Below are 13,355 nucleotides of genomic sequence, written 5' to 3'. Positions count from 1 at the left end.
TCCACCATCTAAACCTAAATTCATTCCATTGATGTCGCTTTTTTCACAGCAGAAATGACAGCATCATTGGTGTCTAATTGTAGTGCTTGCTCTGCCAGTTCTTTCATTTCAGCACGATTCAACTGACGGATTTGAGAACGTGCGCGTAAGATCGATGTAGCACTCATAGAGAACTCATCCAAACCTAATCCCAGAAGGATTGGTACAGCAATCTCATCTCCAGCCATTTCACCACACATACCTGCCCATTTCCCTTCTTTATGAGCCGCATCAATCACCATTTTGACTAGACGTAAAATGGCAGGGTTATACGGTTGATATAAGTAGGAAACTCGCTCATTCATGCGGTCGGCAGCCATTGTGTACTGAATTAAATCATTTGTTCCGATAGAGAAGAAATCTACTTCCTTAGCAAAAACATCCGCCATTACAGCAGTTGATGGAATTTCTACCATGATTCCTACTTCAATATGATCAGCTACTTTCGTACCATTCTCAAGAAGAGCTTTTTTCTCTTCTTCAAGGATGGCTTTCGCTTCTCTGAACTCTTGAAGATTTGAAATCATCGGGAACATGATTTTCAGATTTCCAAATGGGCTGGCCTTTAATAACGCTCTAAGCTGAGTACGGAAGATATCCTGTTCATCCAGACAAAGTCGGATTGCACGATACCCGAGGAATGGATTCATTTCTTTTGGCAGATTTAAGTAAGGAAGCTCTTTATCTCCACCGATGTCAAGGGTACGAACCACTACAGGTTTCCCTTCCATACCTTCTAATACAGCCTTATAAGCTTCGTATTGCTCGTCTTCGGACGGTAATTCGTCACGACCCATGTATAGGAATTCTGTACGATACAGACCTACACCTTCTCCGCCGTGATTCTTCACCCCTTCAAGATCCTTAGGTGTCCCAATGTTAGCAGCAAGTTCAACATGATCCCCATCCTTGGATACCGTTGGTTCATTGACAAGCTTCGCCCATTCAGCTTTTTGTTCTTCATATCGGGAATGCTCTTTCTTATACTCTTCGATGACTTCCTGAGTCGGATTAATATGTACTTCTCCACTTAATCCATCAATGATGATCATGTCACCATTTTCAACAGAGGAAGTAATGGATTTCGTTCCCACTACAGCTGGAATCTCCATTGAACGGGCCATAATGGCCGAGTGAGATGTTCTTCCACCGATATCTGTTGTAAATCCTTTAACAAATTCACGGTTTAATTGTGCCGTATCAGAAGGTGTTAGATCCTCTGCGATCACAATCACTTCTTCTGTCACCATGCTTGGATTCGCAATCTGCACGCCCAACAGGTGTGAAAGGACACGCTTTGTCACGTCACGAATATCCGACGCACGTTCTTTCATGTATTCATTGTCCATGGATTCAAACATGGATACAAACATATCCGCTGTTTCTTTAAGGGCGAATTCAGCGTTTACATTTTCAGATTTCACTTTGTCTTCGATTGGTGTCAGTAGTTCTGGGTCGCTTAGGACAAGAAGATGCGCTTCAAAGATTTGAGCTTTATCTTCACCTAAATCAACTCTTGCTTTATCACGGATCGCTTCAAGCTCTGACTTTGACGTCGCAATAGCTTCCTGGAAGCGTGATACTTCCTGTTCCGCATTGTCTACGTTTTTCTTTTCAAAGCTTAGGTCGGGTTCAACTAAGCGATACGCTTTCGCTATGGCAATACCATTTGATGCCGCAATTCCTTTTAAAAGACTGGACATTACTCAGCTAAACCTTCTTTGTTCAATGTTTCTTGTAAGCTGTTTAACGCTTCTTCTTCATCGCTACCTTCAGTAATGATTGTGATTTCTGCACCTTTACCAACACCTAAAGACATTACACCCATGATTGATTTCAAGTTTACTTTCTTTTCTTTGTATTCTAGATGTACATCGCTGTCGAATTTGCTTGCCGTTTGAACTAGTAGAGTTGCCGGACGAGCGTGAATTCCTGTTTCAGCTGTAACTGTAAATGTTTTTTGTGCCATGTAAATCGACTCCTTAATTTATCTTGTTTTTGGTTGCTTCATTAAAGTAATGGATTATGTAGAATACGTCAACTATTTCTAGTAAATAATCCATTCCTACTATAAAGCTGTTCAATAAAAAAGAATAGCATGCAATGAAGATATACACAATTGTAAAGCTTGATTTTTTTAGTATTTCATAAATTTGCCACTGTTATGAACCTATTTATGTAAAATTTCATGTTTATTCATCAAAAAAAACTGACTCTTTAAATTCCCCTGTGATGTGGGGGGGAATCTTTAGTATGAGCCAGTTTAGTCAACATGATACTATTCTCTTTCTACCGCTTCAGATTTTGCTTTCATGATATTGTAGCCGATTTTTGCTTTTATGACCGTGCCTTTCAGTGTCATTTCATGATCTTCAGAGGTGTTTGTATAAACGTTTACTAAGTCACATATGCACCGAGAGAATAATTCTGAGAGTTGTTTTAATTCCTGCACCTCGTGCTTGCCATCCTCTTTCATTAATTCTTCTATGACATCTATGACTAGACTTTTCACTCTAAGTGCCTGTTCTGTTTGGTAATTCATGTAGCACTCTCCCCTTCCCTGTCATTCTTTCTCTATCATATGCAGGTAAAAACTAGATTAGAACAGGAGTGTCATATGGTATCAATACATTTAACTGGGCATCTTGAATCTTATTATAATAGACCTTTCCTTCATCTGGTATATTCATTTTATTCAGCAATTTTAGAAGAGTAGTCTTTCCCGCACCGCTTTCACCTTTGAGGCTGGTTGTTCGGTTTTTAGGTTATCTCCATGTATCGATGCTTACTATATATATTACTTTCTCTAAGTGAAACAACACTATCTTCACCTCTCATATATTCACATTTATCATACCCAAAAGTCGCATGAAATAAAGAAGCTGAAGCTCGGAAGGAGAACTTCCTGCATCAGCTTCATTCATGTGAGGTATTTAAGGATTCGATGTGTTCCCGGACTCGTTTTGTAAAAAAATCCACTTCATCCTGTTCCGGAACTCCACGTCCATATCTCACACGTTCGTATATAGTGAGAAATCGGGCACTTTCCTCCAACTCAATTCTAGTGAACCAAGCTTGGACGTTTTCATTCGGAAGTCTGCCCACTTCATTCTTGTAAGCTTCTTCTTCTAACATTTTCATCGATTTCCTGATGGCGTCCCTTGCTATAGAATATTCGACCTGCTCTCTTTGATTTGGAGTATCACCCGCTCCTGCTGCCCGGGTCGTCATGACAGGTGTTGTTCCCCCACTCGTAGATAAATGTAAGGACGTTTTTCTTTTCTTGATCAAATAAATGATAGCAAAGCAAACTAATAGTCCCAGCAATGCCTCATCCAACCATGAAAAAGAAAGTCCATCCCCCAGGGTAGACAGTTGTGATTCATCATAAACCTGTTGTTCATTCTCATTTCCGTCTCCTTTTTCCGGATTATTTTCAAAAAACTTCATGATCGAATCCCTTAATTTAATCAAAATACTAAAGATCGGGTTAACTAAAAAGGAGAATAGCCAAAACACCTTTTCAAGCAGCCAAAAGACTCCCTGGCTGACCACTGAACTAAAAGCTGCTAGTATCCCCCCGATTAAAAACACAGTGAAAAGGAGGGCAAAAGGTTTATATATACTCTTATTTACTCCTTTACTTTCACTGGCCAACATCCTTTGAATCGAGGTTAAGGTCCCAACGGACGCGAAAAATAGAAATAGCAGACTGTATACCAGATAGGTGTTTTCCAACTGTCTGAGGGATCCCGAGAATAAAGAAACAGCAGAGATAAGAAGAAAAATCAATACGTTACCACTGCTGATTTCAATTGATGGGTCCTTGATCTGTAGATAAGAGCTGATCTTCCAGTGCAGATAGATCGTAGCGGGAAGCAAAACCCACCAGGATGCCGAGAAAAATAAGGTTCCAGTTCCAATCCCCAAGGCAAATACTGCATATAACAGAAGATGATTAAAGCTCTGCATTTTGATGGATATGGCCATGTAAGTCACTACCAACACCAACATCATCGCAAAAGCCGGCACGTATTGATTCAACACGACGTCACCTGTAAATAGAAACGTAATGGTCAAAAGGACAAACAGAAGATCAATGCCTGCATACAGTCCCATTTTGATAAAAAGCATTTGTTTATGTTTCGTTAGGAAGGAATTTTCAACGAACGATTCCATAATGTGACGACTCCTTCTTCTTCTTCTAAGCTCAGCTTAAAGATATGCGGATGGCCTTTACCAATATTTTGCAATAACTCCTCTTCCCTTGACCCAAGCGAACCGGCAACAATAAAAACGCAAGGTACCAGTCTGCGTAGATACAAATGCTGGAGGACGATGTGGAAGGGCATGGTGAATTCATCGGTTGATAATGTAGCTAAAAGCTCCAGCCCTCTCTGCCGGTGCTTCCGTCCTGTCCCTGGTGGCAGATAATAATAAGGGGTAACTCCCGCTGTTCTCACATTTAAGACCAGGGAGAAGGAGATGTTTTGTTCCACGGCAAGTTGCATAAGGTAAGCTGTATGCTTGATGATGCTCTCCAACTTGCTAGTAATGGCAAAACGATCAGAGATATTGATGGCAATCATCCACTCTTTTTGAGTAGATGGCGCGAAGATTTTCGTTTGCAGCTCTCCTGTTCGTGCAGAAGCCTTCCAATGAACGTCCTGAAATCGATCGCCCTGTACGTACCCCCTTGTTCCTACGGGATGGAACACATCATGGAACAAAGAATGGGGAGTAGAAACATCCCCCTGCCTTAAAGTAAGCTGATGTTCCGCCATCCTGACAGGGGATGAAGAGGGGAACACCATAATGGTGGTTGGAACTGAATCGAGTAGATTCAGGATAACCTTACCACTTCCGAAAAGATGAGGAATCTCAAGGTGCATATTGGTTATTCGGCATAATCCTCTTCTCTTTCCTTTGACCGGCAACAAAATTTTCCCCACTTCATTTTTTCGAATGGAGAATGGGATGGATACCTCGATCTCGTTTGCAATGCCCAATGAATATGGATGCATTGTAGGCTCAACAATATCTTTAAAGGTCATCTTCAACGTTGCTCCCCAAATGGGAAGCCCTTTGTTTTCAAGTTTAAATACCCAATTATCTTCCTCATCAAAATGAAGCCTTAATCTTCGTTGAGATCTTTCAATCATGACTCCCTCTCCAACTTTAAGCAGATACCATTGATGAACGCGAAAATATAGGATGATCAACAGGAAAATCCCCAAGCCAATATACGATTGCACGTAGAAGCTTACTGCCCCGACAATGACTAGGAGCACTATACTCAGGGATATATTAGGGTCTTCAACTACTTCGCGCTTCCAGTTCACTGCGCCTGCCTCGCTTCAACAGGCAGCATGACCATCTCTATGATTCTGTCAATTAATCCTTCAGGTGTTTTAGTAAGGGATGCCTCAATGGTTAATTGAACTCTATGCTGAAGAACAAATGGTGCTACCGCAACGACATCCTGGGGTCTGACGAAGTCCCTCCCAGCTATGAATGCCTGAGCCTGGGATGCTTTTAATAGAGCTAAACTTGCACGTGGACTCGCCCCTACTTCAACCCATTCATGATCCCTTGTCGCCCTTGTGATTTGAAGAATATAAGATTCAATATCCTCAGATATGTGTACCTCTTTAACGAGACTTGTAAGAGATTGAATTTCAGCCAGGCTCATCACCTTTTCTACTGTATTTAAAGGCTGTGCAGATTTAAATCGATTAAGGATACTGCGTTCCTCTTCGAAACTTGGATATGTAAATGGAATCTTCAACAGAAAACGATCCAGCTGGGCTGCAGGTAGAGGGAATGTCCCCTGCTGTGATTCAATCGGGTTTTGCGTAGCTACAACTATGAAAGGAGGCTGTAATGATACCGTTTCTCCATCGATGGTGATCTGTTTCTCTTCCATCACTTCTAGTAAACTTGCCTGCGTTCTTGGAGTAGCCCTATTAATTTCATCTGCTAATAACACATTAGTGACAACTGGTCCGGTTCTTAATTCGAATTCTTGAGTTTTTGGATTGAAAAACTGAATGCCAGTTACATCACTCGGCAATACATCCGGTGTGAATTGTATCCGCTTAAAATCCCCTTCAATACAGTGTGAAAATGTCTTAGCCAATAATGTTTTACCGGTCCCAGGTACACTCTCAAGCAGGACGTGCCCTTCCTGAAGTAAGGCAATCAATAGAAGATCGATTTCTTTCTCCCTTCCAATCAGAACTTTGCTCATTTCTTTTTTTATGTCTCGTATAGTTGACAACTTTGCTCCCCCTTTATGGATCTTTATATATCTATTAATTAATAACAATAGCAAATATTTATCCAATATTCTAAAAATAGTTCCTTCCTCATCATACCATAGTTGGTTGTTAAAATATCCCTTTTTATTTTCGGACAGTAAAGAGCCGGTCACCATCCCTGTCTTGGATTCGTAACCGGCAGTTCTTCTATGTTCATTCAAATCTATACAAATAATTTTCCTATTTCCCTTACAGCATTAATGCTTATAGATCATCTTCCTTGTCATTCCACCATCCACCACTAAGTTTTCTCCTGTAATGAAATCATTATCAGGATGAGCAAGAAATAAGCATGCCCTTGCTATGTCTTCTGGTTTCCCCACTCTGCCCGAAGGATGCTGTTCATGGTCCCTGTCCCGTAATGAATCATAATCTTCGGTTTGGATCCAGCCGGGACTTATTGAATTCACACGGATTCCCACATCACACAGTGTGATGGCCATTGAATGAGTCAAACTCACAATGCCTCCTTTTGTTGCAGAGTAGGCTTCCGTATCCGGTTCTGACATTGATGCTCTGGTAGATGCCATATTAATAATGCACCCCCCTCGGTTCTTCATTAAAACGGCCCCCTCTCTACTGCAATAGAAGACACTACTTAAGTTTGAAGGTAGAATGCTGTCCCAGTCCTCGGGATCCATCTCCCAAAAGGACATGAACTTCGAAACACCGGCATTGTTAATAAGTACGTCCACCATGCCATGATCTTCTTTTATCTTTGAAAAGACATCTTTCACCTGTTGATAGACTCCTACATTCACTTCATGAAACCGTGTTGAATAACCTTCTGAATTGAGCTGCAGGGACAATTCCTCCCCTTTCCCTCCATTCATGTCCATAAATTCAACAACTGCGCCTTGCTTCGCAAAAACTTCAACCAGCGTTTTACCGATCCCATTCGCTCCACCTGTTATGCAGACAATTTTATCTTTCAATCTTGTCATCTCCCTTTATCTTCAAACATTTTCATTTGCTTTTTTTCTGTACATTCTCCCTAAAAAGCATACCCTTTCCCCGTGGCTCTCAACCCTATCCCAGACATATAGAAAAGGATCAACCTTTGGAGATGCCGGGGCATTCAAAGGTTAATCCTTTTATTTATTGTACTATCTTATTTTTTGTAGTTTTATTAATATCATTACGCTGATGAATACTGATTAAGGCATCCAGCTCTTTACTAAGTTGAATGGTGGCTGGACTGCTAAGCCCAAAACGAACGCCTGACTGTATCATCTTCCATCTTACCGTTTCAATTCGAGCCACAATGGTCCCATTCATCAACATCACCTCTTTTTCTTTACTCTATTTTACTATTAATTCCACGTAGAGAAAAGAAAAAAGTATCCGAACGCTATTTTGATATTGAGTGAAATCTTGCTTAAAAATTATTTAGCGAAGCGGTGTTTTCCAATATTTAACATGGTTTCTCTATCGGTAATCCAATCGCTTGTAGATGTTGCAATTCCTATTAGTAAGCTTTTCTTAATCATATTTCTACCTCCTAATTAGCGCTCCCCACTAAGATAACAACGAAGAAGCAGGATTTCATCAGGTAATGGTAATGGTTACCACCGTCCTTACTTTGCAGCTTGGCAATACATTCTAAATAACCATAGTGCTACATATATTGGATATGAACAAGAAAAAAACGGAGGATCTCATCCCCCGCTTCTTCTAACTTCTTGGTGTATCTAAATAGTGATAAATAATATTACCGCCATGCTGAGCCACTCCACGAAACTGTTTAAAATCCTCTTGTTTAACGAGTACAGATCTAAAGGTAAGAAAGTCTTCTTTCATCACACCTATTTCTACCACTTCTCTTGTACGCAATAATTGTAATTGTTCAAGAATTTCTGTTTCACTCATATCCAAACCTCCATCCTGAATGTCTCTATTGTAGTTTTAAAAGGATGTAAACCTCAAGAATAATTTTTTTGATGAAATTTTTAGAAAACTCTTTACCTTTTCTTGAGTTTACGTCAAAATATTAGTAATTGTTTGTAGAATTTTGGCAAAAAGGGGCGACCTCTGATGAAAAAAGCAGAAATTGGAAATGTGATTGAATTTAGAGAAGGTTTAAAAGGTATAGTAGAGAAAGTAAATGAAAACTCGGTTATCGTTGATCTAACGTATATGAAAAATTATCGAGACCTTGAACTTGAAGAAAAAACAGTTGTTAATCATAAAAACTATAAAATAGTTGAAGCATAGTACGACTTTCTAAAAGGTGGAGAACGAAACTCCACCTTTTTAAATTGAGCTCTTAAACAAGAGAAAGGTTTACGAAAATGCCTTTAAGGATACTCTTATAGCATACTGTAGTTCAAGGTGGACCCCCGTCATGAATTTAAATATTCACATTGTTAAAAAAGCCAGGAAAAGTTTTTGGTTTGTACCATTTTTATTTTCAGTCATCTCATTAGTACTTGCTCTCATCACCTTCTATTTTGATTGGTGGTTGAGTCAGCATGATTATCCTTTGTTCCCTAAGGTACTGTTTTCCAATTTTGATTTATCCATGACCATCATCAGTACGATAGCGTCTTCGATCATGACCATGACCACGATTACCTTTTCAACGATTATGGTCGTGTTAACCACCTTTTTATCCCAATATTCACCAAGGACCCTGCAGAACTTCATTAATGACCGTCCTACACAACGGGTTCTAGCCATTTTTGTGTCAGGTGTGGTGTACTGTATCACTTTGTTGGTCCTCCTTCAGGACGAGTCCGGACAAAAATTATATATTTCTTCGGCCTTTGCCGGCATAGTGGCGATTATTTGTTTATTTGTTTTCGTCTACTTTGTTCATCATGTTTCCAATTGGGTGAAGGTAAGTAATTTAATACATAATATAACAATCAAAACGAATCAAAAAATCGATAATAGTTATTTATATAGAAAGAATGCCATTAATGAACAGCCTTCAAATTTTAATGAGACGCTCTTTGACGATACGGAGCCCATTATGGTATATAGTGAGCAATCGGGGTACTTACAACAGATTAATATTGAAGGAATGATCAATAAAGCTGCTAAGGATGATGCAGTTATCCGCATGGTGAAAACACCTGGTGAATACTTACTTGAAGGAACCCCTGTCATGACAGCATGGACGACGAATAAAGAAATAAATGTAGAAGATTACTTGGAATTCCTCGTACTTGGGCCTGATAAAGAGCCCATGGAAGACATTGAACTCGGGATAAGAAAGCTGGTTGAAATAGCCTTGAGAGCCATTTCCCCCGCCATTAATGACCCGAATACGGCAAAAAACTGCATAGAAGAAATCGGGATCATTCTATCGAAGCTTGCTAAACACAAGCTTCCAAGCTCATATTTATCAGATGAAGAAAACAAAGTGCGAATCATATTGGAACAGCCGACCTTTGTAGATTATTTATACCGAAGCTTTTACCAGTTAAGGCATTATGGGAAGCAAGATATATCCATAATTGCAGAAATTCTGCGTTCACTGAGAATGATAGGGGAAAACAATAGCGAAGAAACGAAGCGCATGGTCTGGACGTTTAAAGACTATATTCTGGAAGGAATCGACTATGACAGCCTCCAAAACCTCGACATGCAGTACATCATGAGACATCTTGATGAACTGGCTGCATCTTCCGGACAACCGAATTGGGATAAGGATGAAGTGAGAAATAAATATTTCCCCGAACAATATAAGACAAGCGACTCTTACCATCATCAGAAAGAAGAGTAATTGGAGCCAAACAAAAACGGATGCCCGAAGCATCCGTTTTTTCTTATTCTTTTCCTTTTTTTCCTTCTGAAAGCTCCTTGAAGGATGATACTTTGCCATGAGGATGCTGTTCCTGTTTTCTTACATTCCACTGTCTTTCTTTTTCGTGTTTTGATTGCGTCATGGTCGCCACTCCTTTTTTCATTTGTCTCTATTAACATGAGCAGCAGACCCGCATTTTACTCTCACATTGATGATTATTTATTGGGTTTCATCCAAAGAAGGATGATGAATAATAAGCTCATATACCCAAAGAGCGGGTATAAATAGGACAAAAGTTCACTGTATTCAAAAAAGCTTAACGAATAGATCATCAGAAAGATACCCGTAAAGGTCAGTAACGAAGAGCCCTTCCAATAATTCGTTAATTGTTTCTCCAGACCAAATACTCCCCCGATCACGGAAGTGAAAATTTCACCATAAATGATGATGATATAAATAATATAAAAGCCGGCTACAAAGGATTTCATCACCACAGCCATTGGAATTTGGTATTGTGTCACATCCGGGATCATGACTAAGGTAATATGACTGGAAATAAGTATCATTGTAAGGAAAAAACCGCCTAGATATCCTCCATACTTAATGGTCTCCCGGTCTTTCACTTCGCCGGCAACGGGAACGAGTACAGCTTGAGCCATGGCCAGATTAAAGGCCACGTATGAAAAAGGTGCTACTACGGATTTCCATCCATCCTCAGCATGAGGTATCAAAAGAAATGCGTCTAAAAATGCAGCGTTTCTTACAGAATAAACCATCAAGAAAAGATTAAAGACAATCATAAGAGGAACAACGAACGTATTGACTGCAAAAAGCCCTTTGATCCCAACCATCATCGTAATGAAACCAAGTCCGATCGTCAGCAGTATCCCTAATTGCTTTGGTAGCAAAAGCTGCTCTTGAAATACAGCCCCCGCTCCTGAAAGCATTACCGCTGAAACCCCGATCAGCATAATCATCATGACGATATTCATAAACTTAGAAAACCATTTTCCAAATAGATATTCATTAAATTCTTCAAAGGACTTTGCTTTAATATCATGGGACTTCAGCATAATCTTCGTTCCCATTGTAATAAATAAGTACCCGCTTAATAAAATCGCAATAAACCCAACAAAGCCAAACCGGGTGAAAAACTCTACAATTTCCCTTCCTGTTGCAAATCCGGCTCCGATAACGGTACCAACATAAACGGCAGCTATTTGAAAAGACCCAGCTAATTTTTTCATCCCATCACCTCTGACAACCTTCTACTTCACCTTATGTACAAGCACGGAAAATCAGAAGCAAAAGAACATAATTCTTCCGGAATTGTAGCAGAACCCAAACAAAAGAGGCAGCCATAAAAAATGCGGCTGCCCTTTTACTTTATAATGATTGATCATCAATTCCATTTAACCATTGTCTTATCGGTTCAATGACTTCCTCAACAGTCCCCTCCTGGAATGGAGAGTCGAGTTTGGCTGCTTTTACAAGCCCTGTGAATGAAAGGCTTCCCCCGAGTTTACAAAGGGCAATATAGTCATTCCACGCTTCTTCACGATTAAGATTCATTTTCTTCCAGAATTGGAATGCACAAATTTGAGCCAATGTGTAATCGATATAATAGAATGGAGAATTATAAATATGGGATTGGCGCTGCCAGAATCCCCCATTTTCTAAATACGAAATATGGTCGTAGTCCTTATGGGGAAGGTATTCCTTTTCAATTTTTCTCCATGCGGCATTCCGTTCAGAAGGGGAAGCTTCAGGGTTCTCATACACAAAATGCTGGAACTCATCAACAGCCACACCGTAGGGAAGAAATTGAAGTGCTTCACTTAAATGTGAAAATTGATATTTGTCTGTATCCTCCTCGAAGAAATAATTCATCCATGGCCACGTGAAGAACTCCATGCTCATTGAATGAATTTCACACGCTTCATACGTTGGCCAAATATATTCAGGGATATCGAACCCTCTGCTGGAGTATACCTGGAACGCATGACCTGCTTCATGGGTCAAAACATCGATATCCCCTGAGGTCCCATTGAAGTTCGAGAAAATGTATGGAGACTCATGGTTTGCAATATACGTACAGTAACCGCCTCCAGCTTTTCCTTTCTTCGCTTCCAGATCCATGAGATCATGTTCAATCATGAAATCAAAGAAATCCTTTGTTTCCTGAGACAGTTCTTCGTACATCTTTTTGCCATTATCAATGATCCACTGAGGACCTCCCTTAGGAACCGCGTTTCCGGAAATGAACTTAAAGCCTTCGTCATAAAATTTCATCGAACCTATCCCAATGCGCTTTCCTTGTCTTTCTTTAAGTTCAGTAGCCAGAGGAACGATATGTTTCTTCACTTGATCGCGGAAAACCTTTACCATATCAGGCGTATAATCTGTTCTCGTCATGCGATAGTAACCTAGTTCAACAAAGTCCTTATACCCTAAAGTAGTAGCAATCGTGTGACGCACCTTGACTAACTCATCAAATAGACGATCCAATTCTTCTTGATTCTCTTCAAAGAAGGCAACGGTCGCTTGAGCAGCCTCTCTTCTTGTTTCCCGATTGATAGATTGTGTGAATGGGCCCATCTGAGCCAAAGTTCTTTCTTCCCCTTCAAATGGAATCTTTGCAGACGCCATCAGCTTTGTATATTGGGAAGATAACTTATTTTCCTTCTGTAATAGAGTCACGATGTCAGGAGAAAAAGTCTTCATTTCGCTTTCTGCGAGAGCGAATAGCTGCTTTCCCCACTTTTCTTCTAATTCTTTACGATAAGGAGAATTTACGAGTTCCTTGTAATATTCCGTCACCATCCCGTGAACCTCAGGCATCATTTCATCGATATGATCCTGCTCTTTTTTGTAAAACTCATCATTGGTATCGATTGAATGCCGGATATAGCAAATATTTTGCATGGTATCGATGGTCAAGCGTATATCATTTAGTTCCTTCATGGCCTCCACCTGATTTTGAACATTGGACGCAGACTTGAATTTTTCAAGTAATTGTTGGAAAACAGGTTTAATCTCTTCTAAACTGGGCCTTTCATATGTAAACTGATCAAACTTCATACTATTGCCTCCTCATAATATAATCCCGATTATAGTTATTCGACTTACGATAGAAAATCTCCTGTTTATTGTAATATCGAATTTCAGGAATTAGAAATAATGGAAACGATATGGAAGAGACGTGCTTTAAGACAAAATAAAAGCCCCGTCTCGTGAAAGACGGG

14 protein-coding genes and 1 pseudogene are annotated in these 13,355 nt (G+C 39.9%); 2 read left to right on the top strand and 13 right to left on the bottom strand.

Going from position 1 to position 13,355, the window contains the following annotated elements:
* Positions 1–20: 20 nt before the first annotated feature.
* From ptsP to ACYH0O_RS09195, 10 genes and pseudogenes are all read right to left on the bottom strand, one after another.
* Complete coding sequence (gene ptsP, locus ACYH0O_RS09240) at positions 21–1,742, bottom strand: phosphoenolpyruvate--protein phosphotransferase (protein ID WP_482632032.1); 1,722 nt, start codon at positions 1,740–1,742, stop codon at positions 21–23.
* Positions 1,742–2,008 (bottom strand): phosphocarrier protein HPr, encoded by a 267-nt coding sequence (locus ACYH0O_RS09235; RefSeq protein ID WP_034756145.1) that lies wholly within the window; start codon positions 2,006–2,008, stop codon positions 1,742–1,744. Before ACYH0O_RS09235 ends, ptsP begins: the two co-directional genes overlap by 1 nt.
* A gap of 309 nt (positions 2,009–2,317) precedes the next feature.
* Positions 2,318–2,581, bottom strand: coding sequence for a hypothetical protein (locus tag ACYH0O_RS09230; RefSeq protein WP_149155329.1), 264 nt, complete (start codon positions 2,579–2,581; stop codon positions 2,318–2,320).
* Between the two features lie 52 nt (positions 2,582–2,633).
* Positions 2,634–2,789: pseudogene (locus ACYH0O_RS09225) on the bottom strand (ATP-binding cassette domain-containing protein); the annotation flags it as partial.
* Positions 2,790–2,955: 166 nt separating this feature from the next.
* On the bottom strand, positions 2,956–4,218 hold the full coding sequence (locus tag ACYH0O_RS09220; protein ID WP_482632031.1) for a hypothetical protein: 1,263 nt from the start codon (positions 4,216–4,218) through the stop codon (positions 2,956–2,958).
* Positions 4,188–5,381, bottom strand: a complete 1,194-nt coding sequence (locus tag ACYH0O_RS09215; protein WP_482632030.1) for a DUF58 domain-containing protein — start codon at positions 5,379–5,381, stop codon at positions 4,188–4,190. Before ACYH0O_RS09215 ends, ACYH0O_RS09220 begins: the two co-directional genes overlap by 31 nt.
* Positions 5,378–6,319, bottom strand: a complete 942-nt coding sequence (locus ACYH0O_RS09210) for an AAA family ATPase (RefSeq protein ID WP_482632029.1) — start codon at positions 6,317–6,319, stop codon at positions 5,378–5,380. Before ACYH0O_RS09210 ends, ACYH0O_RS09215 begins: the two co-directional genes overlap by 4 nt.
* 237 nt (positions 6,320–6,556) lie before the next feature.
* Positions 6,557–7,303 carry an SDR family NAD(P)-dependent oxidoreductase gene (locus ACYH0O_RS09205; protein WP_482632028.1) on the bottom strand — a complete coding sequence of 249 codons (747 nt, stop codon included), beginning with the start codon at positions 7,301–7,303 and terminating at the stop codon, positions 6,557–6,559.
* A gap of 154 nt (positions 7,304–7,457) precedes the next feature.
* On the bottom strand, positions 7,458–7,637 hold the full coding sequence (locus ACYH0O_RS09200; protein WP_149155324.1) for an aspartyl-phosphate phosphatase Spo0E family protein: 180 nt from the start codon (positions 7,635–7,637) through the stop codon (positions 7,458–7,460).
* Positions 7,638–8,033: 396 nt separating this feature from the next.
* Positions 8,034–8,228, bottom strand: coding sequence for a hypothetical protein (locus tag ACYH0O_RS09195; RefSeq protein WP_482632027.1), 195 nt, complete (start codon positions 8,226–8,228; stop codon positions 8,034–8,036).
* A gap of 165 nt (positions 8,229–8,393) precedes the next feature.
* Between ACYH0O_RS09195 and ACYH0O_RS09190 the strand changes: the two genes are divergently transcribed.
* Complete coding sequence (locus tag ACYH0O_RS09190) at positions 8,394–8,573, top strand: YkvS family protein (RefSeq protein WP_044337597.1); 180 nt, start codon at positions 8,394–8,396, stop codon at positions 8,571–8,573.
* 130 nt (positions 8,574–8,703) lie between these two features.
* Positions 8,704–10,089 (top strand): DUF2254 domain-containing protein, encoded by a 1,386-nt coding sequence (locus ACYH0O_RS09185; RefSeq protein WP_482632026.1) that lies wholly within the window; start codon positions 8,704–8,706, stop codon positions 10,087–10,089.
* A 43-nt stretch (positions 10,090–10,132) separates the two neighbouring features.
* Here the strand turns inward: ACYH0O_RS09185 and ACYH0O_RS09180 are convergent, their stop codons facing one another.
* The 3 genes from ACYH0O_RS09180 to ACYH0O_RS09170 all read right to left on the bottom strand — a co-directional run bounded on the left by ACYH0O_RS09180 (position 10,133) and on the right by ACYH0O_RS09170 (position 13,191).
* The gene (locus tag ACYH0O_RS09180) at positions 10,133–10,252 is read right to left on the bottom strand and encodes a DUF6254 family protein (protein ID WP_220154054.1); all 120 of its coding nucleotides are present in this window, start codon (positions 10,250–10,252) and stop codon (positions 10,133–10,135) included.
* Positions 10,253–10,325: 73 nt separating this feature from the next.
* Positions 10,326–11,357: a YkvI family membrane protein gene (locus ACYH0O_RS09175; RefSeq protein WP_482632025.1), complete on the bottom strand. Its 1,032-nt coding sequence runs from the start codon at positions 11,355–11,357 to the stop codon at positions 10,326–10,328.
* 139 nt (positions 11,358–11,496) lie between these two features.
* Positions 11,497–13,191 carry a M3 family oligoendopeptidase gene (locus tag ACYH0O_RS09170; protein WP_482632024.1) on the bottom strand — a complete coding sequence of 565 codons (1,695 nt, stop codon included), beginning with the start codon at positions 13,189–13,191 and terminating at the stop codon, positions 11,497–11,499.
* Positions 13,192–13,355 lie beyond the last annotated feature (164 nt).

Source organism: Rossellomorea sp. H136, from assembly GCF_056838065.1.
Note: the sequence above shows the minus strand (reverse complement) of the source record. Positions and strands in the feature narration are given on the sequence as shown.

Bases quoted from the DNA above. Each gene is read 5' to 3' on its own strand.
- ACYH0O_RS09190 (WP_044337597.1), top strand. From the start codon at position 8,394: ATGAAAAAAGCAGAAATTGGAAATGTGATTGAATTTAGAGAAGGTTTA.
- ACYH0O_RS09195 (WP_482632027.1), bottom strand. From the start codon at position 8,228: ATGAGTGAAACAGAAATTCTTGAACAATTACAATTATTGCGTACAAGA.
- ptsP (WP_482632032.1), bottom strand. From the start codon at position 1,742: ATGTCCAGTCTTTTAAAAGGAATTGCGGCATCAAATGGTATTGCCATA.
- ACYH0O_RS09170 (WP_482632024.1), bottom strand. From the start codon at position 13,191: ATGAAGTTTGATCAGTTTACATATGAAAGGCCCAGTTTAGAAGAGATT.
- ACYH0O_RS09220 (WP_482632031.1), bottom strand. From the start codon at position 4,218: ATGGAATCGTTCGTTGAAAATTCCTTCCTAACGAAACATAAACAAATG.
- ACYH0O_RS09235 (WP_034756145.1), bottom strand. From the start codon at position 2,008: ATGGCACAAAAAACATTTACAGTTACAGCTGAAACAGGAATTCACGCT.
- ACYH0O_RS09200 (WP_149155324.1), bottom strand. From the start codon at position 7,637: ATGAATGGGACCATTGTGGCTCGAATTGAAACGGTAAGATGGAAGATG.
- ACYH0O_RS09205 (WP_482632028.1), bottom strand. From the start codon at position 7,303: ATGACAAGATTGAAAGATAAAATTGTCTGCATAACAGGTGGAGCGAAT.
- ACYH0O_RS09175 (WP_482632025.1), bottom strand. From the start codon at position 11,357: ATGAAAAAATTAGCTGGGTCTTTTCAAATAGCTGCCGTTTATGTTGGT.
- ACYH0O_RS09180 (WP_220154054.1), bottom strand. From the start codon at position 10,252: ATGACGCAATCAAAACACGAAAAAGAAAGACAGTGGAATGTAAGAAAA.
- ACYH0O_RS09230 (WP_149155329.1), bottom strand. From the start codon at position 2,581: ATGAATTACCAAACAGAACAGGCACTTAGAGTGAAAAGTCTAGTCATA.
- ACYH0O_RS09185 (WP_482632026.1), top strand. From the start codon at position 8,704: ATGAATTTAAATATTCACATTGTTAAAAAAGCCAGGAAAAGTTTTTGG.